The sequence below is a fragment of the Limimaricola cinnabarinus genome (assembly GCF_047631075.1).
Taxonomy (GTDB): Bacteria; Pseudomonadota; Alphaproteobacteria; order Rhodobacterales; family Rhodobacteraceae; genus Limimaricola; species Limimaricola cinnabarinus.
In genome coordinates this window covers 1-24,968 of record NZ_JBLHYX010000029.1, presented here as the reverse complement: position 1 = coordinate 24,968, position 24,968 = coordinate 1, and the positions used below count along the sequence as shown (strand labels likewise).

Here is a 24,968-nt window from a genome sequence, read left to right as displayed (position 1 = left end):
GCGGGCCGCTGTCATGGAAATCGACCGTCACGTTGCCGTATTGCGCCCCGTCCGAGCCGGACATCGACAGCACCCAGCGGCTGGCGACATCGGTGGGCTGCCACGAAAACTGCATCCGCTCGGCCTCGCCCAGCGGGCTGTAATACTCCGCCGAGCTCAGGAACGGCTCGCCCGGGGTGGCCAGTCCGGTCTGCTGGGCGGGGATGTTGCCGCTCACGGTCATGTTGCCGGTCGGCGAGCCGGTCTGCGACAGGCTGCCCAGGTTCACGGTCTTGAGATCGCCGAACTGGTTGCGGTCGATGTTGCCGAGCGTCGCGGTCTGGTCGTAGGGAAAGCCCGCCAGATAGTAGCCCGCCGCGTTGCGCAGATCGCCGTTCTCGTCGGGCAGGAACGAGCCCGCGCGGGTGAGAAAGAAGTTCGACTCGTTGGTCTCGTTGGGCTGCTTGCTCACCACGAAGAACCCGGCGCCGCCGATCGCGAGATCGGTGGAGTTGTTGGTGGCGCGCACCGCGCCCTCGGTGCTGACATCAGCACCTTGGAACGCGCGCACGCCCGAGGGAGAAATGCCCGCATTGTCGCTCAGCGTACTGGTCGTCACCATCTGCACGAAGCTGCGCCGATAGCCGTCGGTGTTGGCGTTGGCGATGTTCTCGGAGATCCGGCCCACGGCCGTGGAGTTGGCCTTGAGACCGCTGACGCCGGTCTGCATGGCGTAGGAAATGCTCATCCTGCCTGTCCTTCGTTTGTTGTGTCGCCGTGGCTTTCGACGCCTTGGCCGGTGGGTGGTACCGGCCAAGGCCAGTGGTGAGAGGCGGAGACGGTCATCAGCCGTCGCCCGCGACGCGTTCGAGACGTTGCAGGGCAGCATCGGCATCCTGCATCCGATCCGTGGCGGATTTTTGACCGATGGGCAGCGCCAGTGGCGCCACCGGCGCCAGCGAGCGGGCGACTTCGGCCAGTTCGGGGCTTCGCGCCAGCTGCGGCAGGCCATCGAGAAGCTCGGCGACGAGAGCCGTGTCGCCAGAGCGATGCGCCGCCAGCAGCAGGCGGATCGCCTCCCCCGCCCCGAGCGGCGTCTCGGGGTCGCGCCAGAGCGCGGCATAACCGTCACGCGCCGCTTCCCAATCGCCCCGGTCGAACAGCGCCGCCGCGCGCAGCCGTCGATAGCCCTCGGACGGGGTTTCCATGCGGGTCGCGATCACGCCCGCCCCGTCGCCTTGGGCGCTCGACAGCCGGGCGCGCAGCATCTCCATGCGGTCGCGCAACTCGGGCGCCGACGACGCCGTCGCCCCGAGCGCCTGCGCCGCAGCCGTGGTCTGGCCGCCGCGCAAGAGCGCCTCGGCCTGCGCCAGCCGCAGCATGTCGAGACGCAGCGCCGGGACCTCTTCGAGGCCCAGATCGCGCATCACGGCAAGCTGGTCGCGCAGCGTCGCGTATTCGCGTGCCGCCGCGTCCGTCGCGCCGATTTCGAGCAGGCGCGCCGCCAGCTTCTCGGCCTGCGCGGCGAAACCGGGCCGGAACATCAGGTCGGGCGAGAGCCTGCGATGCGCCGCCACGAAGGCGCCGATCGGCAGCGCCCCGGAGGCGCCGCGCGCATAAAGCTCCGCCACCATCTCATCGAGCCGCGCGGCCGATCCCAGCGCGGCGTCGCTCAAGGCATGGCGGCGCTGGATCTCGGTCATCGCGGCGATCGCGGCTTCGGTTTCGCCGCGCCCGTGCTCGACCTCGGCCAGCCGCTCCAGCGTGGCGATCTCCAGCGCATCGCCACGCCACAGTCGCCAGCTCTGCCGCAGCAGCGCCGCGCCGTCCTCTGGCGTCAGCGTGCCGGTGGCGCGGCCCAGGTCGATCAGCGCCAGCCGCGCCCTTTGGGCCCAAGCATCGCCACCGCCGGCGGCCATGGCATAGCTGTCGAAGGCCATCACCGGGTTGCCTCCGGCCTGCGCCGCGCGGCCCAGAAGAAACCGGTAGGCGCTACCGCCGCGCAGCTCGGCATGGGCGTCGAACCTCTGCGCCAGGCCATGCGCGTCGTCCCAGAGCCGCGCGTCGATCGCGGCTTCCAAGAGCTCGGGCAGCAGCGTCGCGGCGAGGGCCGGCGGCATGGCGTCGAGCAAGGGCCCCACCTGCGGCAGATCGGCGGCGGCCGCCGTCGCATCGCCTTCGCGGGCCCGGGCCAGCGCCCGCCAGACCGGTGCCTCGGCCCAGCCGCCCTCCGTCTCGATCTGCAGCCGCGCCGGCAGCGGCGGCGGCGCGGTGCCGCCATCAACGCCCCAGATCGCGAGGGCGAGGCGGTCGCGGCGCTGCGACTGCGTGTGATCGAGCCCTTCCGGCCCCGTCTCAGGCAAGCCTGACAGGAAGGACCGCGCCTCAGGTGCGAGGGCCACGCCCACCGACAGGGCCGCGAGATCGAGCAGCAGCCGCGACCTGTGAGAGCCGCCGGGGGCTTCCGACAATGCCTCGATCAGGGCGGCGCGCCGTTCCAGATATCCGGATGCCGGGGGCACCATAGTGGTCTGTTCGGGCGCAAACGCGAGGCGCGGCCCCACGTCCTCCGGCGCCTCTGCGGCCGCCGGGTCCGCCAGCAAGGCCACCCCCAGACATATGCTCAGTAATCTTGGCAAATCCGCCACGAACCCATGAATTGATTTGGCCTATCCTTGATCGAATCCCATATCGAAGCAACAACAGCGTCAATAACGACGTGCAAGCGTCGAGAATCGTGGGAATCGGGAGACAGGACGCGATGGACAACAGCACCTATGTTTCGCTGTCCCTCGCCACGGCGATGCGCAACGCGCTCGACGTGACGGCCAACAACATCGCCAATGCCAACACCGCCGGCTTCAAGGGCGAACGGGTGGTGTTCGACAGCTACCTGCACCGCGAAACCGGAGTCGACGAGACGCGCGACACCGAGTTCCTGATCGATCAGGGCTCCTACATGAACCCCGAGCAGGGCGCGATGTCGCGCAGCGGCAACCCGCTCGACCTCGCGCTGCAGGGCGACGGCTGGTTCGGCTACGAGACCGGCGACGGGCGCACCGCCTATGGCCGCGACGGGCGCTTCGCGCTCGACCCCAACGGCGCGCTGGTGACGCTTTCGGGCGCCAAGGTGCTCGACGCGGGCGGTGCGCCGATCTCCCTGCCGCCCGATCTCGGCGGCGATGTCTCGATCTCGCAGGACGGCACGATCTCGACCCTGACCGGCGGCGTGATCGGGCGGGTCGGCTTGTTCGACCTGCCCGACCTGCAATCCTTCGAGCGCATCGGCGCGGGCATGTTCGTGCCCCCCGAGGGCGTCGACACCGCCCGCCCTGCCACCGGCGGCACCCGTGTCATGCAAGGCATGATCGAATCGAGCAACGTCCAGCCGGTGGTCGAGATGACCCGGCTGATGGCGATCCAGCAGGCCTATGAGCGCGCGCTCAAGCTCGTGGGCAGCGAAGACGACCTGACGCGCGACATGCTGCGCCGCATCGGCAGCGTCGGCTGACCCCAATTCCCGGACCCGGCACAGGAGCCCCCACATGAAAGCCCTCGGAATCGCCGCGACCGGCATGCTGGCGCAACAGACCAACGTGGACGTCATCTCCAATAACATCGCCAACGCCAACACCACCGGCTTCAAGTCGAGCCGCGCGGCGTTCCAGGACCTGATCTACGAAACTGTGCGCCGCGAGGGATCGCTCACCTCCGAGGCCGGCACGGCCCGGCCCACCGGCGTCGATATCGGCTTTGGCGTCGAGACGGCGGGCACGGTGCGGCTCAACACCCAAGGCGGGCTGATGTCGACCGAGAACCAGCTCGATCTGGCCATCGACGGGCGCGGCTTCTTCGCGGTGAACCTGCCCGATGGCGGGCAGGCCTTCACCCGCGACGGCGCGTTCCAGCTCTCGGCCGAGGGCCAGATCGTCACGCTTCAGGGCTACGAGCTCGATCCCGGCATCGTGGTGCCCGACAACACCACGCAGGTCGAAATCTCCGAACAGGGCGTCGTGATGGCCTATGTCGGCGGCGATCCGACCCCGGTGGAGCTTGGCCGCCTCACCATGGCGACCTTCACCAACGAGGCCGGAATGCGCCAGCTCGGCTCGAACCTGCTCGAAGCCACCACCGCTTCGGGCGACGCCGTGCCCGCCAATCCGGGCGACGAAGGGATCGGCATCCTGCGGCAGGGCTACCTCGAGAACTCCAACGTCAACATCATCCAGCAGATCACCGACCTGATCTCGGCGCAGCGCGCCTACGAGATGAATTCCAAGTCGCTCGAGACGGCGGACCAGATGATGACCGCCGCCAACCAGATCAAGTGATGCGCGCGCTGGCCCTCCTCGTGGCGCTTGCCGCCCCCCTCGCCTGTCCCGCGACCGGTCTCGCAGCACCGCTCCCGGTGCTGGTGGAGGAGCGCGCGCGCGACCATCTCGGCCCGTCGCTGCCGGGCCGGGCCGAGTTCGAGATAGGTTTCGCGGGCCAGCCGCCGGGTGAGGCCGCCTTCATCGCCGAGTTCTGGATGGACCCGGCGTCGGGGCGCTTTGTCGCCAACGCGATAGACGAGACCGGCAGCCTGCACCGGGTGAGCGGGCTTGCCGCCGTGATGGTGCCGCTGCCGGTGCCGAACCGGCGGCTGATGCCTGGCGATATCGTCGCGGCGGAGGATCTCACCGAGATGCGGCTGCCGCAGGCGCGGCTCGGCCCCTATGCGGTGGTCGAGCCCGAAGCGGTGATCGGCATGCAGGTGCGAAGGATGCTTCCCGAGGGGCGCCCGGTCATGGTGCAATCGGTGATGCAGCCCCTGGTCATCGACCGCGGCGACGAGGTCACCATCACATTTTCGGATGGCGCGATGCGCCTGTCGGCGCCGGGTCGGGCGCTGTCGGACGCGCATCGCGGCCAGGACGTCCGCATCGTCAACACATCCAGCAACACCACCCTCACCGGCACGGCCGTCGCCGAGGGCATCGTGGAGGTCTCCCGTTGAGCCGCACCCATCTGCGCCCCCTTCCCGTTCTCCTGCTCGGGGCGGCGCTCGTCTCCGGCTGCGGCGGGGTACGCGACAAGTTCGACCGCGATCCGCAGACCTCGGCCATCGCCGTGAACCCGGTGACGGTCCCCGAGGCGGCCGCCGTCTCGGTGCCGATGCCGCCCCCCGCGCCGCCGCGGGTCTACCAGCGCGCCGAGGCGGCGTCCTTGTGGGAGCGCGGCGGCTCGGGCGGGTTCTTCGCCGACCAGCGCGCCTCACAGGTGGGCGACATCCTTACCGTCGACATCGAGATCGACGACCGCGCGCAGCTCAGGAACGCGGGTCAGCGGTCGCGCGACGGCCAGAGCAGCGTCGCCTTCCCGACGCTGTTCGGCTATGGCACCCAGATCGACAAGATCCTGCCCGGCGTCGGCCCCGAGGACCTGCCGCAGGGCGACATCGTCGACATCGGCTCCTCCACCGACGTCTCGGGCTCGGGCTCCATCACCCGCAACGAATCGATCGAACTCAAGGTCGCGGCGCTGGTGGTGCAGATGCTGCCCAACGGCAACCTCGTCATCGCCGGGCGTCAGGAGGTCAAGGTGAACCAGGAGCTGCGCGAGCTGCGCGTGGCGGGGATCATCCGGCCCGAAGACATCCAGATGAACAACACCATCCCCTACGAGAAAATCGCCGAGGCACGCATCACCTATGGCGGGCGCGGCCAGCTGTCGCGCACGCAAGAGCGCGGCTATGGCGAGGATGCAATGGACATCATTCTGCCCTACTGACACGAAATTGCCGCCACGAAGCAAGGGCATGATGGACCGAACGCACAACACGCGATGGTCCGATGAAATCCATGATCCTGATGATCTCCCTGCCTCTGGCCTGCCTTGCCGGCGGCTATGCGGCGGGGATGTTCCTCGTCCCGGCCAGCGAACAGCAGGTCGCGATGGCCGAGCCTGCGACGCTGACCGATGCGGCCCCGGGCCAGCCCGGCGATCACGCGGCGCTCGGCATTCCGCCCGCCCCCGTCGACCCCGAAACGGACGCGCATGGCGAGGCGGCCGCCCATGGGCAGGCCGATCCCTCGGGTCACGACGACACCGAGGCGGGGAATGAGGACCAGACCGCCTTCCTGCTGAGCCTCGGGCGGCTGACCGTGCCGGTGCTCAAGCCACGCAGCATCACCTATGTCGTCGCCGACATCGCCCTCGCGATGCCTGACGCCACGCTGGTGGCGCAGGTCCGCGACACCCCCGAAACCCTGATGCGGATGCGTGACGCGGTGCTGACCTCGCTCAGCGAAGCGGCGACCACTCCGGCCATGACCGGCCCTGCGATCGATACGGAGACGCTCTCGGGGCGGGTGCTGGCCGATCTCAAGGCGTTGGGCATGCCGATCGACGAGGTGCTGTTCCCGAACCTGTTCAAGCAGGACGTGGCCCGTCAGGACATCCCGCAGGCCCCTGCCGCCACTCCGGCGGCGGCGGTCGCCGCGCCGGAGCAAGAGCCCGGCGCGCTGACGCATTGAAGATCGGGGGTCAGCGGATGCCGACGATGCTGTCGGGCGACACCTCGGCCCCCGAGGCCAGCTGCAGCACCGGGGTGCCGTCCCGGAACGCCACCCGCTCGACCTGCCCTTCGGCATAGGTCGAGAGAAACACCGGCTCGTCTTCGGCATCGAGCGCCTCGACCTCGACCCGGAAGCTGCCATCCGGTACCCGGAGACCGTCGCGGTCCAGCCCGTCCCAGAGCACCTCGTGACGGCCCTCGGAGCCGCCCGGAAGACCGTCGATGCGCCGCACCACGGTGCCGTCATCGCTCAGGATGCGCGCCGAGACCGTGGCGGCCGTCCCGTTCAGCGCGTAGGAAAAGCCCGCCGTGCCACCGGCGAGCGCGATCTTGTCGGTCGGCACCAGCACCTCGCGCCCGATCAGCATCGCGTCCTCGCGCGCGTTGGCCGCGCCGAGCCGCGCCTCGATCTTCTCGAGCGTGTCATTGGTGGTGATCGACTGCTCTACCTGCGTCAGCTGCGCGAGCTGCGACACGAAGGTGGTCGAATCCATCGGCTCCAGCGGGTCCTGGTTCGAGACCTGCGCGATCAGCAGCTTGAGAAAGCTCTGGTAGTCGGCGTCGAGCTTGTCGCGGCTGGCGCTCGCGGCGCTGGTCGTGGCGGCCGTCGCGGCGGCGGTGCTCGTAGAAGAAATGGATTCCATCTCAGGAAGGCTCCGATTGGCTCAGGTGAGGATGTCGAGTTGACCGTTGCCGGTCGGCGAGGCCGGGGCATCGGTGGCGGGGGCCATATCCGTGTCGGCAGCGGTGGCGGTCCCAGCGCCGGTGCGCCCCGTGCCACGCCGGTCCTGCGCGGAGCCGTCGCGCTGGCCCCGGTCGAAGGATTCGAAGCTGAGTTGCCCCTCCGCCACGTCCGAGCCGCTGTTGCCGAGCATCGCCATCAGGCCGTCGCGGTCGCCCCTCAGTGCCTGCAGGACGGTCTGGTTCTCGGCCCGGATCACCACCTTGAGCTGGCCTGCGTCGCGGCTCAGCTCGATTTCGATCTCGCCCAGCCCGCCGGGGGTGAGCGCGATCCGGGTCCGCCCCTCGACCACCGAGGTTTCGCGAATCTGGGCTGTCAGGGCGCGGGAAAAGCCGCTGGGCATCGGTGGCGGCGGCGGCGAGACCGGAGCAATCCGAGGCTGGGCCGCGGCTTCGGTCGCGCGCGGCGGCGCGGCACCGGGTTCGGAGGCGGGAACCTCGTGCACGGGCAGCTCCGGGCTGGCCGCATCGGCCCCGACATCGCCCTGCCGCGCCGCCTCGGACAAAAGGGCGGCAAAGCTCAGCGGGGTGCGGGTCTCGGCCTCACCGGCCGGCGCCATGGGCGCGGCTAGGGGTGAGGCCACGTCTACCGCCGCTGCGCTCGGGGCTTGAGGAGCGGCTGTAACGGGCGGGGCCGCTGCGACCTCACCCGCGCCTGGTGGGGATGGCGCGGTCAACGGGCCCATATGGGCCGCTCCGGCCTGCGCCGCTGTCGGCAGGGCCGGAGCGTTCGGCAAGATGGGGGAGGAGGCGTCCGCCCGCGTGGCCGTGGCCACCGAAGCGCCCGGGATGGCGGGCTTCGCGACTGCACTGCCCGGCACCGGCGATCCGGTCTGCATTGCCGAAACGGCCTGCCCCCCATCCTGAGTGGTCGAACCGGCCTGCGCCATCAGGGGACCCTGCCCGCCAACTTGCGGGGTCGAACCGGCCCGCACCGCCAAAGCGGCCTGCTTCCCATCCTGTGGGATCGAATTAGCCTGCGCCATCAAAGGGGCCTGCCCGGCTTCTGCCGGACTTGATCCTGTCCCCGCCGCCGAAGCGATCTGTCCGGCTTCCTCCACGGCCGAACCGGCCTGCATCGCCGGAGCAGCCGGCCCGCCATTCTGAAGGGCCGCCGGGCGCGGCGGGTGCGCCGTCTGCGTCGCGGGGGAAATAACCGAAGCCGGAGCCGACGTCGGCGCGGCAGTCGAAGGTTCACCTGGCGCTGCCGACAATCCCCGCATGACGGGCTGCGCCACAAGCGCGGCGCGTGGCGAAGCCCGGCTCGGGCCGTGGCCTTGAGCCTGCGCCGCCATATCGAGCAGGTCGGAAATCCTCGTCAGGGTCGCGGTAACCCCGACCAGGGCCGCGTCCGGCGCTATCGCCTGTACCGCATCCTGCGCCGCCGCCGCGACCGGCGCGACCGCGAATGTCGCGCTCGTGGCCGTCGCCCCGGACGGCAGCGCCGCGCCGGGAGGAGTGAGGAGCGCCGTCAGGTCGGCATCCTGCGCCGTGTCGAACTCCGAAATGGCGCCACGCAGCGCGGTATCCATGCTGGAGACGGCGTCGGCCTGTGCGGCAGTGTCGGTTCCGGCCGCCACGAGCTGCGCCAGACCGTTCCGGGCGATATCCTCCAGATCCTCCAGCAACGCCTCGAGCACGGGCGGCCCGCCCGACGCGGTGGCCTTGGAGAGCGCGTTCGTGGCTGTGGAATCGGCGGCACCCCCCTCGCGCGCGGTCAGCAGTGCCGCGAACGCCGCACCGTCAACGCCGGACGGGCGCGCCGCGGCAGCTGGTGCTGCCATGGCGCGCCCGGTCTGGGAGGCAAGGAGGGGTGCCACCATCGGCCCTCAGCCTTCGCCGGCGGTTTCGCCCTGTGCCGTGCAGGACTGGCGCAGCAGGTCGTCGACCCGGCGGCCGATGGCGCGCAGCCAGGCATCGTGGGACCGCCCGGTGGCGTCAAAGCGCACGAGGCCGGCCGTGGCGAGACCGGCGGCAGGGGCCTCGAAGCTGGCATCGAGCGTTTCGAGGTAGGCGCGAAGCCGCGGGCTGTCGAGGAACAGCGGCCCGCAGATCAGCTCGTCCGGGTCCGATCCGCGCACCACGGGACCGGTCCAAAGACCCGCGAGCACCGCCGCGAGGCCGGCGCGGAACGGCGCCGGCACAAGGCCGAGCCGCGCCAGCTCGGGGCTGCGCGACAGGGCGTCGTAGCTCTGTGCCAAAAGATAGAGAGCGGTGGTTTCCTGCTGGGCGGGAAACACGCCGCGCTGCACCGCGTCGATCAGCAGCTCACCGACCAGACGGCCGGCAAGCTGCGATCGCGCGGCATCCCCGGCACCGGGCCGCATCGCGGCCCGGTCCAGGATCACCACCAGCGCCCCTTGCGGAGTCGCCAGCGACAGTTCTTCCTCGATCACATCGCCCAGCGCCAGCGCCGGCATCAGTTCGGTCTGCTCGGGCAGGATCTGCCCGCCCGCGCGATCCCCGCGCATCAGTCCGATCCGCGGCATCGGCATCAGCGCGTCGAGTAGACGTCCGAAACGGACGCCGGTGTCGCTGTTCTCGGCGCATGCGATATCGCCGCGCCAGATGGCTTCGAGAAGGTTACTGCTCTGCATCGATCCGCCCTGTTTTCGGGTCTGGTTTGGTCTCCCGCGACACGCCGCTTTTGCGGTTCGTGTCGCCGGCTTTCGGTACCCCGCCGCGGGCCTGTCCGCGGTGTCCGTATGAGGCCTGTTCAGATAGCAGAGCAAATGAGGCCGAAATGGGGCAGACCCTATCCTAAATCGCCACCGTGACGGTCATCGTGGCAGATCTGCATCAACCGAATTCGCCGGGGGCCGGGGATCAACGCTGCTCCCCGTCCGTGCCGTGGCCCGGTTCGGGATATTCCAGCAGCAGCCCGATCCGCCTGTTCTGCGGGGCTTCGGGGCGGTCGGCAAAGAGGGGTTCGGTATCGGCCAACCCGCTGACCCGGCTGATCCTCTGGGCCGGGAGACCCGCATTGATCAGCGCCCGTCGCGTGGCGTTGGCCCGGTCCGACGACAGCTCCCAATTGCCATAGTCGTTCTGCCGTGCAAACGGCAGCGAATCCGTGTGGCCCGAAATCGCGAGGTCCTGCGTCATGTCGCGAATCGTCTCGCCGACGATCTCGATGAGCATGCGGGTCTGCGGCACGATGCGGGCGCTGCCGGTGGCGAACATCGGGCGCTCATCCTCGTCGAGGATCTGCATGAGCAGCCCCTCGGGCGTGCGGTCGAGACGCAGGTTGTCACCGATATCGGCCAGCTCCGGCGTCGCGGCGATGCGATCGGCGATCTCGTCCTCGATGGCGTCGAGTTCGGCCTCGCGGCGGTCGAGCGCAGCCTGCATCCGTACCGCGGCGGCCGCCAGTTCTCGGTCGCGCAGCTCTTCGGCGCTGGGCGGGGCGGCATCGGCGGGCAGGTATTCGACCACCACCTCAGGCGGCGTGTCGCGCAACCGGCTGTCGAAGGCCTTGAGCGGATCATTCGTGCCGAAATCGGGCAGGTCCGGCACATCGACCGGCGGCGCGCCCTCCGAAGCCTGCATGTCGCCCGCGATGTCGACGATCTGGCCGCGCAGCACCCCGTCGGAGCCGCCACCCCGCAGCATGCTCATCGAGGGCGTGAAATATTCGGCGAGACCTTCGAGCTTTTCCTCGTCGCTCGCCGCGAGAATCCACAGCAGCAGGAAGAACGCCATCATCGCGGTCATGAAGTCGGCATAGGCCACCTTCCAGCCGCCGCCGTGATGCTCGTGATGACCGTCGTCCTCGATCTTCTTGATGATGATGGTCTGACCGACGGCCATGGCCTGCTCCCCTGCCCGCGCCGACCGGCGCGCCTGTCAATCCGCCGGGCCGGATCGGCGCCGCGGAATCTGCGTGATGAATTGTTCTGGCCTGCCTCGGATCAGCCCGGCCGATCCCGAAGGATCAGCGGACGATCTCGCCGTCGCGGCGCACGGTTTCGCGGCTGTAGCGGCCGAAGCCCACCTTGCGGGCGTAGTTGGCCTTGCGCCGCGAATAGCTCGGGGCGACCAACGGCATCTCTTCGGGCAGGCCAAAGGCGGCGCGGTATTCGGCCTCGGTGATGCCGTGCTCTGCGCCCAGATGCCGCTTGAGCATCTTGAACCCCTTGCCGCAGCACAGACAGAACACCTTGTCCTCCGTCACGGCGCGCGACAGCGGGATCGCCGGGGTCATCGTGCCCGATACCGGGGCAATGGGCGCATCGGTCGGCGCGCCCTCTTCGATCTTCAATTCGCGGCTGAGCTTGGCGACCAACGCGACGATATCGTCGGAATCGACATCGGGCCGTGCGGCATAGGATGCGACGATCGTGCTGAGAAGTTCGGTCTTGGAATCCGGTTTGGTCATGTCTGCCCTTTCATCCAGGGAGAGCGCGGCACCCGGCGGCATCGACAGCCCGAGAGAGGTGGACCGATGCGACAGTTGACGGCATCTAGTCGAATTCTTCGACGGCAATGATTTATTCTTGCATGTATTGTTGCCACGCGCAACCAATCCTTTGCTCAGGTTCGGCTCATACGCTGAATTCCGCCCGTCTGCGCAGATAGTTCGGCGCAGCCATCGGATATTCGGGCGGAAGGTTCCAACGCGCGCGGTACTGTTCGGGTGTAAGATGCAGGGTTTCGCGCAGATGGCGGCGCATCAGCACCAGCTTGCGCCCGGTTTCGAGGCAGATGATGTAATCAGGCGTCACGCTGGTCTCGATCGGAACGGCGGGACGCCGTGCCTCGGGGGCCGGCCCCGCATCCGCGCTCACCGCACCGCCTCCGCGCCGGCGAGCGCGGCAAGACCGGTGCGCGCGGGGACGAGCGATCCGGCCCCGTCCTCGGCGATGGCGAAGGGGCTCCAGCCGATCGCCAGCGACCCGCCGAGCAGCACCATGCCCATTACCACCAGCGCCGCGCGCAAGGGCCGCCTGAGGCTCCAGCCCTCCTCGACCTCGACCATCGGCGCCTCGGGCGGGGCGACGGTTTCAGGCAGCATCGGGCGCACGAAGATGCCGGTCGCGGTGATCGACACCTGGGCATGGTGGGTCTGCTTGCGGAACCGCGCGGCCCAGGCTTCGGGAAACTGCTCTTGCGGCATGTCGATGACCAGAGCGACCCCTGTCTGCCAATCGGCAAGTGCCCCACGTGGCAGCACGAAGCAGCCGAAATCCGCGCTGTGGCCGACATTGCCGACGGTGACCGGCATCTCGCTGCCCTGCGACGTCTCGGGGTCGAGCGTCAGGCGCACCCTTGCACCCTGCCCGTGAAGCTGGGCGGATACGAGCGTGCATTCGCGCCGCGCGGGGTCGCTCGCGGCCTCGTAGCCTTCGGGGAAAAGACGCGGCTCTGGCGCGGGGGCCGCACGCCGGACCGCGCGCCGTTCGCTGACCTGCGGCAGATCGCTTTCGGGTTCGTCCGCGAAGGGCCGGGCCCGCTGTCCGATCACCGCCTCGGGGTCGAGCCCCTCCTCGCAGGCGAAGCGATAGTTGATCGCGTAATCCTGAGCGCTCTCGCTCAACCCTTCGGTCGAGGCGGCGAGCGCCAGAAGCTGCTGTTCTTCGGAGAAACGCACCCGGCGGGTGGCGAAGCCCTCGACCTGCGGCACGACCGCCAGCGTCTCGGCCTCATCGCCCAGCGCCTCGCGCAGGGTTTCGAGCACGCGGCCCGCCTCGTCGCGGTGATGCACCAGAAGCTCGCAGCGCCCCGCCCCGTCGAGTCGGACCATCAGTTGCATGGCCTCCGGCCAGTCGCGCATCACGCCGCGCAGGCTGTCCTCTTCGAGGAAATAGGCGAGGGTCTCGACGCTGCTCATTTCAAACACCACTGCGGCAAACTTGGAAACTATCCTTGATTATGCTTGAATTGGTGTCAATTATCCTTATCGGATTTAGGCGGAAAGACGCGATGCTGTGTCGCGGACGCAAGGTTTCGGAGAGCTGCGATGACCCTAATCCTCGGACTTGTCATGGTTTTCGGGCTGGTCTTCGGTGGATTCATGCTGTCGGGCGGCAACATGGACATCGTGCTCTACGCCCTGCCCTACGAGGGCATGATGATCGGCGGCGCGGCTCTCGGCGCTTTCGTCATCGCCAACTCGATGACCGTCATCAAGAGCGCGCTCAAGGGCGTCGGCAAGGTGCTGAAGGGGCCGAAATGGAAGGCCGCCGACTATGAGGCACTGCTCAACCTGATGTACGAGCTGAGCCGCCTCTACAAGCAAAAGGGCATCCTCGCGCTCGACGAGCATATCGAGACGCCCAAGGACAGCTCGATCTTTCAGCGGTATCCGACGATCCTCAAGGACCACTTCGCCACCGAGCTGATCACCGACAGCTTCCGCATGCTGGCGATGCAGTTCGACGACAAGTACCAGACCGAGGACGTGATCAACCGCAAGATCAAGAAGCATCACCACGAGGCGCTGGGTGCCGCAGGCGCGATCCAGACAATGGCCGACGGGCTGCCCGCGATCGGCATCGTCGCGGCCGTGCTCGGCGTGATCAAGACCATGTCCTCGATCGATCAGCCGCCCGAAATTCTGGGCAAGATGATCGGCGGCGCGTTGGTGGGCACATTCCTCGGCGTGTTCCTCGCCTATTGCATGGTCCAACCGGTTTCGGGACGATTGAAGCAGATCGAGGACGAGGACGGGGCCTTCTACCTGATCATCCGCGACATCTTCGTCGCAATGGTCGCCAACCACCCGCCGAACATCTGCGTCGAGATCGGCCGCGGCAACATCCCGACCTCCAAGCAGCCCGACTTCTACCGTGTCGAGGCCGCGCAGAAGGAACTTCCGGCGGCATGATCCGGGCAGTCCTCCTCGCCTGCACCCTTCTGGCCGGTCCCGCCCTTGGCGCGGGGTCGACCGAACCCGACGAGGGCAAGGAGGAGGAGGAGGCCGAAACACCTGCCGCCGGGATGCCGCCCGCCCCCTACGCGCTGCTGCCGCCCGAGCAGGTCAACGCCTTTCCGCCCGAGATCCTCGCGCGAATGCGCGCCGCCCTCGTGGCGCTGGAGACCGCGCGCGATGACAACTAGGCGCGACCGGGCATTGGGGCTGATCGAGCGGCTGCACCGGGTCGAGATCGAGGCCCGGGCCGTCGAGCTGAATGCGCTGCGCGACCGCATGACCGAACTGGAGCGTCGCAGCGCCGAGACGGCCGAGGCGCTGGCCCGCGACGGACACATCGTGTCGATCGAATCCGCGCCCTATGTCGGGGCCTATATCCGCGACGCCCGCGCCCAGATCGGCGCGCTCGATCGCGCACGCTCCGACCTCGAGCCGCAGGCGGCAAAGCTCGAGGATGCGATGCGCGAGAGCTTTCGCGAGATGAAGACCGTCGCCACCGTCGCCGCCCGTGCGAGGCTGCGCGCCACCCGCGATCGCGTCGCGCGGGAGGCCGCGGAGACCGACGAGATGGTGCTGCTGCGCTGGGGCCGCGAGGGCTGACCCCCACGGCTCCTGTTGAGCCTGCCGCGGCGCATGTCTATATGCCCCTCGCGCCACCCGCCCGTGGCCCGACACGCGAGGGAGCCCCGATGACGCTGCGAACCCCCTATTATCTCATCGACAAGCAGGCGCTGCTGCCTAATCTCGAAAAAATCGCGAAGCTGCGCGAGCTTTCGGGCGCCAAGTCGCTGCTGGCGCTGAAATGTTTCGCCTCGTGGTCGGTGTTCGACCTGATGAGCGAATACATGGATGGCACCACCTCGTCGTCGCCCTTCGAGGTGCAGCTCGGGCGCAAGCATTTCCCCGGCGAGACCCACGCCTATTCGGTGGCGTGGGACGAAGCCGACATCCCGGAGGTGCTCGCCAACTCCGACAAGATCATTTTCAACACCATCGGCCAGCTTGAACGCTTTGGCGAGGCGGCCAGGAACCACGTGCGGGGCCTGCGGGTGAATCCCGGCATCAGTTCGTCGTCCTTCGACATCGCCGATCCCGCCCGCCCCTTCTCGCGGCTGGGCGAGCATGATCCAGCGCGGATCGAGACGGTCTGCGATCAGGTCACCGGCTTCATGTTCCACAACAATTGCGAGAACGCCGATTTCGACCGCTTCGACGCGATGCTGGGCCAGATCGAGGACCGCTTCGGTCATCTCATCTCCCGCATGGAGTGGATCAGCCTCGGCGGCGGCATCCATTTCACCGGCGCGGGCTACCCGCTGGAAAAGTTGGCCGAGCGGCTCAAGCGGTTCTCCGAAACCCATGGCGTGCAGGTCTATCTGGAGCCGGGCGAGGCCGCGATCACCAACTCCACCACGCTGGAACTGACGGTGCTCGACACGCTCGACAACGGCAAGAACCTCGCCATCGTCGACAGCTCGATCGAGGCGCATATGCTCGATCTGCTGATCTACCGCGAGAGCGCGAAGGTCAGCCCCGACACCGGCGAACACGAGTGGATGGTCTGCGGCAATTCCTGCCTTGCGGGCGACATCTTCGGTGAATTCCGCTTTGAGGAACCGCTGAAGCCCGGCGACCGCGTCTCGATCCGCGACGCCGCGGGTTACACGATGGTCAAGAAGAACTGGTTCAATGGCGTGCGCATGCCCGCCATCGCGGTGCGCGAACTCGACGGCACGGTTAGGTCCGTGCGCGAATTCGGTTATGGTGACTTCGAAGCCGCCCTGTCCTGAGGCGCGGCAACACATGAAAGGAGGCTCGAGGGTCTTGAAGAAGAACGTCCTCATCATCGGCGCCGGTGGCGTCGCCCAGGTCGTGGCGCACAAATGCGCGCAGAATGCCGACCTGCTCGGAGACATCCACATCGCCTCGCGCACAGAGGCGAAATGCGAGGCGATCCTCGCCAGCGTCCGTGAAAAGGGGGCCCACAAGACCGACGGCATCCTCGCGGTCCATGCCGTGGATGCGACCGACAGCATGGCCGTCGCCGCGCTGATCGAGAAGACCGGCGCGCAGATCGTCATCAACGTGGCTTCGGCCTTCGTGAACATGCACGTGCTCGACGCCTGCATCGAGACCGGCGTCGCCTATATCGACACCGCGATCCACGAGGAGCCCGACAAGATCTGCGAAACGCCGCCGTGGTACGGCAATTACGAGTGGAAGCGGAAGGAACGTTGCGCCGAGAAGGGCGTCACCGCGATCCTCGGCGCGGGCTTCGATCCCGGCGTCGTCAACGCCTATGCCCGTTTTGCCATCGACGAATACATGGACGAGGTGAAGTCCATCGACATCGTCGACATCAACGCCGGCTCCCACGGCAAGTACTTCGCCACGAACTTCGATCCGGAGATCAACTTCCGCGAATTCACCGGCACGGTCTATTCGTGGCAGGACGGGGCGTGGCAGGAGAACGAGATGTTCGAAGTGGGCCGGGACTGGGATCTTCCGGTTGTCGGCACGCAGCGCGCCTACATGTCGGGCCATGACGAGGTGCATTCGCTCGCCACCAACTACCCCCATGCCGATGTGCGGTTCTGGATGGGCTTCGGTGAGCATTACATCAACGTCTTCACAGTATTGAAGAACATCGGGCTTCTGTCCGAGCAGCCGGTGACGCTGGCCGAAGGTCAGGAGGTCGTGCCGCTCAAGGTGGTGAAGGCCTGTCTGCCCGACCCGTCGAGCCTCGCGCCCGACTACACGGGCAAGACCTGCATCGGCGATCTGGTGAAGGGCCTGAAGGGCGGCGAGGAGGTCGAGGTCTTCGTCTACAACGTGGCCGACCACAAGGACGCCTACGAGGAAGTGGGCAGCCAGGGCATCTCCTACACCGCGGGCGTGCCGCCCGTGGCCGTCGCGATGCTCATCGCCACCGGCGAATGGGACGCGCGAGAGATGCGCAATGTCGAGGAAATGGACCCCAAGCCCTTTCTCAAGGTGCTGGGCCAGATCGGCCTCGGCACCTGGGTGCGCCGCGACGGCACCGACGAAAAGCTCTACTGAGCGAACCGGGCGGCCCTAGCGCCGCCCGCCCGCCAACTGCGCCGCCTCGGGCAGGCGGCGCAGCACCAACATCGCTGCCGCGCCGATCACCGGCCCCGGAACGAGCACGAGAAAGGCCCAGCGCCAGCCGCCCATCAGACCTGCCACCCACGGCATGATCTGGATCGCCACCACCGTCAGCGCAAAGCCGATCCCGAGTTGCAGCGTCACGGCGGTGCCGACGAAACGTGGCTCGGCCAGCTCGGTCACGGCGGCCGAGAATTGGGCGCTGTCGGCCACGATCGTCACGCCCCAAATCACCGCCACCAGCGCCAAGAGCCAGCCCGGCCCGTCGAAGGCAAAGCCGATGACGAGCGCCGAGGCCCCCGACAGCCCCATCATCAGCGCCGTGGTGGCGCAGCGCCCGAACCGGTCTGATAAAGCCCCCGCCAGCACGCAGCCCAGCGCCCCGGACGCCACGACAAGGAAGGTGAGCATCGACGCGGAACCCGCTGGAAACGCGGATATTTCCGCCTCTGCCGCCGTGGCGAAGGCAAGGAACCACGCCCACATTGCGTAAAGCTCCCACATATGGCCGAAATAGCCGAGATTGGCGAGCATGACGCCGCGATTGCGCAACGCGGCGAGGCTCTGGTGCGGGTCGAAAGTAGCGCGGCCAAAGCCATGCGGCCCCTCGGCCAGCCCCAGACCGAACAGCGCGGCGGCAAGCCCGGTGACCAGCGTCGTGCCGATCACCACGGCGCGCCAATCCAGCCCTTCGGTCAGCGCGCGCAGCAGATGTGGCATCGAGGAGCCGAGCGTCAGCGCTCCGATGAGAAAGCCCAACGCCAGTCCGCGCCCGCGCGTGAACCACGTCGCCATCAGCTTGATCGCGGGCGGATAGACCCCCGCCAGCGCCGCCCCGGTAAGTGCGCGCGCCGCGATCGCCACCCCGGCTCCCGGCTCCAAAAGCAGCACCGCGTTGGCCAGCGCCGCGGCCAGCGCCGAGACCGCCATCAGTCGCGGCAGCGCCACGATGTCGGGCAGGTTGACGAGGCTCGCCCCAACTGCGCCTGCGACGAAGCCCAGTTGCACGGCGTTGGTGAGCCACGCTTGCGCCTCCGGCCCGAGATCCCAGTCACGCACGAGATCCGGCAGGATCGCCGTGGCCGAGAACCAGCTCGTCATCGCGCAAACCACGCCGGCGCAGATCAGCGCCAGCGCGCGCCATTGCCCTCCTGCCGAACCGGTGGTCATGCGATCCTCATGAAATAGCTTCTCAAATCTGCTCCGCAGAACCAAATGTCCATATTCGTTCCGTTTCCGCCGGAGCTTGTTCGTCGTCTCGTCATGCCGCCCCTCGTCATTGCCGCGACACTCCCCCGGCGCGGTGCGCGTGTCGAGAGGGTCTGGACCCCGAAGCCCGGTTTCGGCATTCGGCCAGCGAACCATCCGAGGAAAGGACGCTTTATGGCCAAGATGATCCATTCGATGATCCGCGTGCGCGACGAGGCCCGCTCATTGGCCTTCTACGAGCTGTTCGGTCTCTCCATCGCCGAACGGCTCGATTTCGAGAGCTTCTCGCTGATCTATCTGAGCAACCCCGCGAGCGGCTTCGAGCTGGAACTGACCGTGAACAAGGGGGACAAGTCCTACGATCTCGGCGACGGCTACGGCCATCTTGCCTTTCTCGAAGACGACCTGGAAACGCTGCACAGGCGGCTCGCCGAGGCCGGTCACACGCCGCGTGACATCAAGGATTTTGCCCCCGATGGCGAGACCGTCGCACGTTTCTTCTTCGTGGCGGACCCGGATGGTTACGAGATCGAGGTTCTGGCGCGCAAGGGCCGCTTCGCGGCGAAGTGACCCGTGGTTCGGGGCGGCGCGCGCCGCCCCGACGCCCTCCTGACGTGAGGTCACCGGGCGCGTCGGCCCAGCGCTACTAGACGACCGGTCTAGTGGACCCCATTTGCCAGTCATGACCGACACGCGACAGCACATCCTCGCCACCGGACGCGCCCTCGTGGCGCAGCACGGCTATACCGGCGTCGGGCTCTCCGAGCTTCTGCGCGAAGCTGGGGTGCCCAAGGGCAGCTTCTATCATTTCTTCCGCTCCAAGGAGGCCTTTGGCTGCGCTTTGCTCGACAGCTTCGTCGAGGGCTATGCCGAGGATCTGACGACGACGCTCGGCGCGCCGGACAAACCCGCGCGCGCCCGGCTCACGGCCTATTTCGAAGACTGGCGCACGCGCCAGTCGGGCGAGGCCTTTGATGCGCGCTGCCTTGTGGTGAAGCTTTCGGCCGAGGTGGCCGAATTGTCGCCCGGCATGCGCGAGGTGCTGAACCGCGGCGTCTCGGCCATCATCGCCCGCCTCGCGGCGGTGATCCACGAAGGCGCGGCCGACGGCTCCCTGCCCGCACATCCCGACCCGCAGAGGCTCGCCGCCACGCTCTACCAGATCTGGCTCGGCGCGAGCCTGATGGGCGCGCTGTCGCGCGACACCCTCCCCTATGACGGCGCCCTGACCGCGACGGCGGCGCTTCTCGACAACAAAGGAAACACCTGATGCCCCAATCACCTGACACCAACCGCCGCTGGGTCCTCGCTGAACGCCCCAAGGGCGAGCCGGACGATGACACGCTGCGGCTCGAGACCGCTTCGGTGCCCACACCCAAGGATGGTGAGGTTCTGTTGGCGACCGAGTTTCTGTCGCTCGATCCCTACATGCGGGGCCGGATGAGCGATGCGCCCTCATACGCCGCGCCGGTCGAGATCGGCCAGCCGATGGTCGGCGGCACGGTGGCCCGCGTGGTGACGTCCAACAACCCGAACTTTGCGACGGGCGACCGGGTGGTGAGCTTCTCGGGCTGGCAGGACTTCGCCGTCTCCGACGGCACCGGCCTTAACAAACTGCCCGCCGACATGGCGCATCCCTCATGGGCGCTGGGCGTGCTGGGCATGCCGGGCTTCACCGCATGGGCGGGCCTGCGCGAGATTGGCAGGCCCGAGGCGGGCGAGACGCTGGTGGTCGGCGGCGCAACCGGGCCGGTGGGCTCGACCGTGGGCCAGATCGCCAAGCTCAAGGGCCTGCGCGCCGTGGGCGTCGCGGGTGGCCCCGAGAAGTGCCGCCACGCGGTCGAGAGCTTGGGCTTCGACGCCTGCGTCGATTACAAGGCCCCGAGCTTTGCCGAGGATCTGGCGCGCGAGACGCCGGACGGCATCGACGTCTATTGGGAAAACGTCGGCGGCGCGGTGTTCGATGCGGTGCTGCCGCAGCTCAACACCGCCGCGCGCATCCCGCTTTGCGGCCTGATCTCGCAATACAACGCAACGTCGCTTCCTGATGGCCCGGACCGGATGAACTGGCTCATGGGACAGATGCTGCGCAAGCGGATCACCATGCGCGGCTTCATCATCTTCGACGATTTCGGCCATCTCTATCCGGAGTTCGCCAAGGAAATGGGTGCTTGGGTCGCGGAAGGAAAGATCACCTACCGCGAGGAGATGATCGACGGGCTGGAACAGGCGCCCGCCGCCTTCGTTGGCCTGCTGCGCGGCGAAGCCTTCGGCAAACGCGTGATCCGCGTCGCCTGAACGGCACCGCACCCGGTATTCAAGGAAAGACCATATGACCAAGATTCTGATGATCCTCACCTCGCATGACCGCCTCGGCGACACCGGCGAGAAGACCGGCTTCTGGCTCGAGGAGTTCGCGGCCCCCTATTACGTCTTCAAGGACGCGGGTGCCGAGGTGACGCTGGCATCGCCGCAGGGCGGTCAGCCGCCGCTCGATCCCAAGAGCGACGAGGAGGACTTCCAGACCGACGCCACCCGTCGTTTCAAGGACGACAAGGAAGCGCAGGAGCAGCTGGCCTCGACCGAGCGTCTGGACGAAATCTATCCCACGCAATACGACGCGGTGTTCTATCCGGGCGGCCACGGCCCGATGTGGGATCTCGCCGAGAACGCCGACAGCCGCCGCATCATCGAGGCCTTCGTGAACAACGACCGCCCGCTCGGCGCGGTCTGTCACGCCCCGGCCATCTTCCGCCACACCCAGACCGAGGACGGCAAGCCGCTGGTCGAGGGCCGCAAGGTCACCGGCTTCACCAATGGCGAGGAAGAAGGCGTCGGCCTCACCGATGTCGTGCCGTTCCTGCTCGAGGACATGCTCAAGGGACATGGTGCGGACTACTCCAAGGGCGAGGATTGGGCGCCCTACGTGCTGGTCGACGGCAAACTCGTCACCGGTCAGAACCCGGCGTCGTCGGAAGAGGCCGCGCGTGAGCTTCTGAAGCTCGTCGACGCCTGATCCGGCAGGCATTGCCTGAACGGGCCCGTCCGCGCATCGCGGGCGGGCCTTTGTCATGCGATGCGCCAACGCGGCAGGCGATTCACCGCGCCGCGTATCATCCCGAAGGCCGACCTTCCTCCGAGGAGAAGCTGATCGCTTGCCTTGCGCGCATGAGGGCCTAGAAGGGCCATGGACACCAGACGGAGCCAGATCCATGCCCATCCGCCTCAACCGCCGCGCCCTGCCGCTGGCCGCCCTGCTGTTCGCGGCGCTGCCCGCTGCCGCCCAGGACCCGGCCACGCTCTACTTCTCGGCCATCCCCGATGACGACGAGACACGCCTGCAGGAGCGGTTCGGCAAGGTCGCGGACTACCTCGAAGAGACCTTGGGCGTGCCGGTGGCATATGTGCCGGTCAAGGATTATGCCGCCTCGGTCACCGCATTTCGCAACGACCAGATCCAGCTTGCCTGGTTCGGCGGCCTGTCGGGCGTGCAGGCCCGCCGCATGGTGCCGGGCAGCCGGGCCATCGCCCAAGGCACCGAGGACGAGAGCTTCGTCACCTATTTCATCGCCAACACCGACACCGGCTTGACCGAGCCCGAGGACGGCACCTTCCCCGAAGGGCTCGAAGGTCTGAGCTTCACCTTCGGCGCGCAGGGCTCGACCTCGGGGCGCTTGATGCCCGAATACCACCTGCGCGAGATCACCGGACAGGCGCCGCAGGACTTCTTCTCCGATGTCGGCTTTTCGGGCGACCACGGCCAGACGCTGCGCCTCGTGGCCTCGGGGGCCTATGATGTCGGCGCGCTGAACTACAGCGTCTATGAGCAGGCCCTGACCGAAGGGGCGCCCGAGGTCGAGACCGCCACCGTGATCTGGCGCACGCCGCCCTATCCCGATTACAACTGGACCATCCGCGGCGACGTGGACACGCGCTGGGGCGAGGGCTTTGCCGATCGGGTGCAAGCGGCGCTGATCGCGCTCGACGACGCGGAGATCCTCGAAAGCTTCCCGCGCTCGGCCTTCATCGAGGCGAGCGACGCGCTCTATGCCCCGATCGAGGACACGGCCCGAGAGCTCGATCTGATCGACTGATGACGGTGCCGCCGCTCCTGCGCTTTGAGGGCGAGACGCTGTCGTGGGACGGCACGGCCGTGCTCGACCGTGTCTCGCTGTCGCTGTCGCGAGGCGAGCGGCTGGTGCTTCTGGGGCGCTCGGGTTCGGGCAAGAGCACGCTGCTGAACGCGATCCGGCTCAAGCTTGAGGCGCAGGCCTCGGCGCCGCGTCTGGCCCTCGTGCCGCAAGATCCGGGGCTGGTGCCGCAGCTTTCGGTGTTCCACAACGTCTGGATGGGGCTGCTCGACGACCATTCCGCCGCCTACGGGCTGCGGGTTCTGCTGCGCCCGCCGGGGCGCGAGAGGACGCGCGCGGCCCCTGCCATCGCCCGTGTCGGGCTCGCGGGGTTCGAGCGGCGGCGCATCGGATCGCTTTCGGGCGGGCAGAAGCAGCGCACCGCGCTGGCGCGCGCCCTGACGCGCGGCGGCGACGCCCTGATCGCGGACGAGCCTGTCTCGGCCGTCGATCCGCGCCAGTCGGGCGACCTGCTCGACGCTTTGGCCGAACGCTTCGATACCATGGTGCTGGCGCTGCACGACCCGGCACGGGCGCTCTCCATCGGCACCCGGATCATCGGTATCCGCGCCGGGCGCATCGTGCTCGACCGCCCAACCCAGGGGGGGCTGTCGCTGCCCGAACTTCATGCGCTCTACGAAGGCTGAGATGGCCGCGCCGCGCCGTCTGGCGGCCTCTCGCGTGCTGGCGGGCTTCGGGCTGGCCACTCTCGTGGCGCTGCTGCTGGCCGATCTCGACTTTGCGCGCCCCGACCCGTGGCTGACCCTGCGCCGCATCGGCGCGGGGCTCGTCGCGCCTCAGATCGGCAATCCCGCGGCCCTGGCGCGGGCCGCCGCCCTCACCGTCGCCTTCGCGGTCTGCGGCGTCTTCGCGGGCGCGCTGGCGGGCCTCGGCCTGAGCTTCGGCTACCGGCTGCGCCCGATCCGGGGGCTGTGCATCCTCGTGCGTTCGGTACACGAGCTGTTCTGGGCGCTCTTGCTGCTGGGCATCACCGGCCTCGGGCCGCTCACCGGCGTGCTGGCCATCGCCCTGCCCTATGCGGGCATCTTTGCCAAGGTCTTCGCCGAATACCTTGCAGAGGCAGACCCGGCGGCGGGCCGGGCCCTGCCGCGCCGCACGCCGCCCCTGTCGCGCCTTTTGTGGAGCCGCCTGCCGCTGGCCCTGCCAGAGCTCGGGGCCTACACGCTCTATCGTCTCGAATGCGGCCTGCGCTCCTCGGCCGTTCTGGGCTTCGTCGGGCTGCCGACGCTGGGCTATCTGCTCGAGACCGACTTCCGTCAGGCCAATTACGGGGCGGCGGCGGCCACGCTCGGGGTCTATCTCGCGCTGATCCTGCCGATCCGCTACTGGATGCGGCTGCGCCTCGCGCCCCTATGGCTTGGCATTTCGGTCTGGCTGCTGTCGCGCCATCCCACGCCGCCGATGGGCGACGGTGCGCTGTGGCGGTTCATGAATGACGCGGTGCCCGCGCCGATCCGGTCGGGCGATTGGGCCGGGCTCTGGCCATGGCTGGGCAAGCTGCTCGGCGATCAGGCACTGCCGGGGGTGATCGCCACGCTGATCCTGTCGCAGCTGGCGCTGGCGCTGGCCGCCGCCGTGGCCGTCATCGGCTTTCCGCTGATCGTGCGCCGTGTCGCGGGGCGCATGGGCACGCTTCTCGGGCATCTGGCATTGGTGCTGTCGCGCTCCATCCCCGATTACATGCTGGCCTTCCTGATCCTGCAGGTGACCGGCCCCTCGATGATCCCCGCCATCCTCGCGTTGGGCCTGCACAACGGCGCGATCATCGCGCATCTGATGGGGCGGCAAGGCGACGCGCTGATGCCAAAGCTCAGGCCTGACGCACCGCGCGGGCTGCGGCTGGCGGCGTGGGAGCTGTTGCCGCGCCTGTCGGGCAACTTCTTCGCGCTGTGCCTTTATCGCTGGGAGATCATCGTGCGCGACAGCGCCATTCTCGGGCTTCTGGGCATTGCCACGCTGGGCTTTTATGTCGATGCCGCCGTGCAGGAGTTGCGTACCGATCGCGCGGTGCTGCTGCTCATGGTCGCGGCGATGCTGACGCTCGGGATCGACACGCTGTCTGGTTGGATCAGGGCGCGGATGAGGCTCTCGGCGCCAGGCATGCGGCGGGCCGAGCCGGAGCAGGCAGAAGCGGCGTGAAAGAAAGATGAGTATTTGAAGAATGAAGTGGCCGAGGTCCGGCCCGGAACGGAAACCTCCCGCGCCGGGCCTGCGGCCTCACAGCTTCTCGGTCAGCTCCGGCAGCACCTCGAACAGATCTCCGACGAGGCCGTAATCGGCGACCTGGAAGATCGGCGCCTCCTCGTCCTTGTTGATGGCGACGATGACCTTGCTG

The 24,968-nt window shown here is 68.1% G+C and carries 27 protein-coding genes and 1 pseudogene; 17 read left to right on the top strand and 11 right to left on the bottom strand.

From position 1 onward, the window contains the following. Both ACJASC_RS16330 and ACJASC_RS16325 read right to left on the bottom strand, forming a co-directional pair. The coding region (locus tag ACJASC_RS16330; RefSeq protein WP_415146938.1) for a flagellar hook-basal body complex protein at window positions 1-727 on the bottom strand (727 nt) is incomplete at its 3' end. 97 nt (window positions 728-824) lie between these two features. Then, window positions 825-2,501 (bottom strand): hypothetical protein, encoded by a 1,677-nt coding sequence (locus ACJASC_RS16325; RefSeq protein ID WP_415146937.1) that lies wholly within the window; start codon window positions 2,499-2,501, stop codon window positions 825-827. Window positions 2,502-2,740: 239 nt separating this feature from the next. On the opposite strand from ACJASC_RS16325, the gene flgF reads away from it, so the two are divergent. The 5 genes from flgF to ACJASC_RS16300 all read left to right on the top strand — a co-directional run bounded on the left by flgF (window position 2,741) and on the right by ACJASC_RS16300 (window position 6,494). Further along, window positions 2,741-3,490 (top strand): flagellar basal-body rod protein FlgF, encoded by a 750-nt coding sequence (gene flgF, locus ACJASC_RS16320; protein ID WP_021695070.1) that lies wholly within the window; start codon window positions 2,741-2,743, stop codon window positions 3,488-3,490. Window positions 3,491-3,524: 34 nt separating this feature from the next. Next, window positions 3,525-4,310 (top strand): flagellar basal-body rod protein FlgG, encoded by a 786-nt coding sequence (flgG, locus tag ACJASC_RS16315; RefSeq protein WP_021695069.1) that lies wholly within the window; start codon window positions 3,525-3,527, stop codon window positions 4,308-4,310. Further along, window positions 4,310-4,975: a flagellar basal body P-ring formation chaperone FlgA gene (flgA, locus tag ACJASC_RS16310; protein ID WP_415146936.1), complete on the top strand. Its 666-nt coding sequence runs from the start codon at window positions 4,310-4,312 to the stop codon at window positions 4,973-4,975. Before flgG ends, flgA begins: the two co-directional genes overlap by 1 nt. Next, window positions 4,972-5,748: a flagellar basal body L-ring protein FlgH gene (gene flgH / locus ACJASC_RS16305; RefSeq protein WP_415146935.1), complete on the top strand. Its 777-nt coding sequence runs from the start codon at window positions 4,972-4,974 to the stop codon at window positions 5,746-5,748. Before flgA ends, flgH begins: the two co-directional genes overlap by 4 nt. A 62-nt stretch (window positions 5,749-5,810) precedes the next feature. After that, the gene (locus tag ACJASC_RS16300) at window positions 5,811-6,494 is read left to right on the top strand and encodes a hypothetical protein (protein ID WP_415146934.1); all 684 of its coding nucleotides are present in this window, start codon (window positions 5,811-5,813) and stop codon (window positions 6,492-6,494) included. Between the two features lie 10 nt (window positions 6,495-6,504). On the opposite strand, the gene ACJASC_RS16295 is transcribed toward ACJASC_RS16300, so the two are convergent. The 7 genes from ACJASC_RS16295 to ACJASC_RS16265 form a co-directional block, all read right to left on the bottom strand. Beyond that, a complete protein-coding gene (locus ACJASC_RS16295; RefSeq protein WP_415146933.1) occupies window positions 6,505-7,179 on the bottom strand; it encodes a flagellar hook assembly protein FlgD in 675 nt (224 codons plus the stop codon). A gap of 21 nt (window positions 7,180-7,200) precedes the next feature. Then, complete coding sequence (locus ACJASC_RS16290; RefSeq protein WP_415146932.1) at window positions 7,201-9,099, bottom strand: flagellar hook-length control protein FliK; 1,899 nt, start codon at window positions 9,097-9,099, stop codon at window positions 7,201-7,203. 6 nt (window positions 9,100-9,105) lie between these two features. After that, on the bottom strand, window positions 9,106-9,873 hold the full coding sequence (locus tag ACJASC_RS16285) for a hypothetical protein (RefSeq protein WP_415146931.1): 768 nt from the start codon (window positions 9,871-9,873) through the stop codon (window positions 9,106-9,108). Between the two features lie 229 nt (window positions 9,874-10,102). Then, on the bottom strand, window positions 10,103-11,086 hold the full coding sequence (locus ACJASC_RS16280; RefSeq protein WP_415146930.1) for a flagellar motor protein MotB: 984 nt from the start codon (window positions 11,084-11,086) through the stop codon (window positions 10,103-10,105). Between the two features lie 124 nt (window positions 11,087-11,210). Further along, window positions 11,211-11,654: a Ros/MucR family transcriptional regulator gene (locus tag ACJASC_RS16275; protein ID WP_415146929.1), complete on the bottom strand. Its 444-nt coding sequence runs from the start codon at window positions 11,652-11,654 to the stop codon at window positions 11,211-11,213. Window positions 11,655-11,820: 166 nt separating this feature from the next. After that, window positions 11,821-12,063, bottom strand: a complete 243-nt coding sequence (locus ACJASC_RS16270) for a MucR family transcriptional regulator (protein WP_021695061.1) — start codon at window positions 12,061-12,063, stop codon at window positions 11,821-11,823. Further along, entirely contained in the window at window positions 12,060-13,106 is a 1,047-nt protein-coding gene (locus tag ACJASC_RS16265; RefSeq protein WP_415146928.1) for a hypothetical protein, read from the bottom strand. The genes ACJASC_RS16270 and ACJASC_RS16265 overlap by 4 nt, the downstream gene beginning before the upstream one ends. A gap of 129 nt (window positions 13,107-13,235) precedes the next feature. On the opposite strand from ACJASC_RS16265, the gene motA reads away from it, so the two are divergent. The 5 genes from motA (at window position 13,236) to ACJASC_RS16240 (ending at window position 17,207) form a co-directional block, all read left to right on the top strand. After that, window positions 13,236-14,102 carry a flagellar motor stator protein MotA gene (gene motA / locus ACJASC_RS16260; RefSeq protein WP_021695059.1) on the top strand — a complete coding sequence of 289 codons (867 nt, stop codon included), beginning with the start codon at window positions 13,236-13,238 and terminating at the stop codon, window positions 14,100-14,102. Further along, window positions 14,099-14,335 (top strand): hypothetical protein, encoded by a 237-nt coding sequence (locus ACJASC_RS16255; RefSeq protein ID WP_415146927.1) that lies wholly within the window; start codon window positions 14,099-14,101, stop codon window positions 14,333-14,335. Before motA ends, ACJASC_RS16255 begins: the two co-directional genes overlap by 4 nt. Beyond that, entirely contained in the window at window positions 14,325-14,747 is a 423-nt protein-coding gene (locus ACJASC_RS16250; protein WP_415146926.1) for a hypothetical protein, read from the top strand. Before ACJASC_RS16255 ends, ACJASC_RS16250 begins: the two co-directional genes overlap by 11 nt. Before the next feature lie 89 nt (window positions 14,748-14,836). Beyond that, a complete protein-coding gene (locus ACJASC_RS16245) occupies window positions 14,837-15,937 on the top strand; it encodes a carboxynorspermidine decarboxylase (RefSeq protein ID WP_021695056.1) in 1,101 nt (366 codons plus the stop codon). 34 nt (window positions 15,938-15,971) lie between these two features. Further along, entirely contained in the window at window positions 15,972-17,207 is a 1,236-nt protein-coding gene (locus tag ACJASC_RS16240; RefSeq protein ID WP_415146925.1) for a saccharopine dehydrogenase family protein, read from the top strand. Between the two features lie 15 nt (window positions 17,208-17,222). Here ACJASC_RS16240 and ACJASC_RS16235 read toward each other — a convergent pair whose 3' ends face one another. Then, a complete protein-coding gene (locus tag ACJASC_RS16235) occupies window positions 17,223-18,443 on the bottom strand; it encodes an MFS transporter (RefSeq protein WP_415146924.1) in 1,221 nt (406 codons plus the stop codon). Between the two features lie 213 nt (window positions 18,444-18,656). Between ACJASC_RS16235 and ACJASC_RS16230 the strand changes: the two genes are divergently transcribed. The 7 genes from ACJASC_RS16230 (at window position 18,657) to ACJASC_RS16200 (ending at window position 24,772) form a co-directional block, all read left to right on the top strand. Further along, window positions 18,657-19,052 (top strand): VOC family protein, encoded by a 396-nt coding sequence (locus ACJASC_RS16230; RefSeq protein WP_415146923.1) that lies wholly within the window; start codon window positions 18,657-18,659, stop codon window positions 19,050-19,052. 112 nt (window positions 19,053-19,164) lie between these two features. After that, window positions 19,165-19,752: a TetR/AcrR family transcriptional regulator gene (locus tag ACJASC_RS16225; RefSeq protein ID WP_415146922.1), complete on the top strand. Its 588-nt coding sequence runs from the start codon at window positions 19,165-19,167 to the stop codon at window positions 19,750-19,752. Next, entirely contained in the window at window positions 19,752-20,780 is a 1,029-nt protein-coding gene (locus ACJASC_RS16220) for an NADP-dependent oxidoreductase (protein WP_415146921.1), read from the top strand. The genes ACJASC_RS16225 and ACJASC_RS16220 overlap by 1 nt, the downstream gene beginning before the upstream one ends. A 34-nt stretch (window positions 20,781-20,814) precedes the next feature. Beyond that, the gene (locus ACJASC_RS16215; protein WP_021695050.1) at window positions 20,815-21,498 is read left to right on the top strand and encodes a type 1 glutamine amidotransferase domain-containing protein; all 684 of its coding nucleotides are present in this window, start codon (window positions 20,815-20,817) and stop codon (window positions 21,496-21,498) included. Window positions 21,499-21,694: 196 nt separating this feature from the next. Beyond that, window positions 21,695-22,576, top strand: coding sequence for a putative selenate ABC transporter substrate-binding protein (locus tag ACJASC_RS16210; protein ID WP_415146920.1), 882 nt, complete (start codon window positions 21,695-21,697; stop codon window positions 22,574-22,576). Next, a complete protein-coding gene (locus tag ACJASC_RS16205; protein ID WP_415146919.1) occupies window positions 22,576-23,259 on the top strand; it encodes an ATP-binding cassette domain-containing protein in 684 nt (227 codons plus the stop codon). The genes ACJASC_RS16210 and ACJASC_RS16205 overlap by 1 nt, the downstream gene beginning before the upstream one ends. Beyond that, the gene (locus tag ACJASC_RS16200) at window positions 23,240-24,772 is read left to right on the top strand and encodes a PhnE/PtxC family ABC transporter permease (protein WP_415146918.1); all 1,533 of its coding nucleotides are present in this window, start codon (window positions 23,240-23,242) and stop codon (window positions 24,770-24,772) included. The genes ACJASC_RS16205 and ACJASC_RS16200 overlap by 20 nt, the downstream gene beginning before the upstream one ends. Window positions 24,773-24,850: 78 nt before the next feature. On the opposite strand, the pseudogene ACJASC_RS16195 reads toward ACJASC_RS16200, so the two are convergent. Then, window positions 24,851-24,968: pseudogene (locus ACJASC_RS16195) on the bottom strand (electron transfer flavoprotein subunit alpha/FixB family protein); the annotation flags it as partial.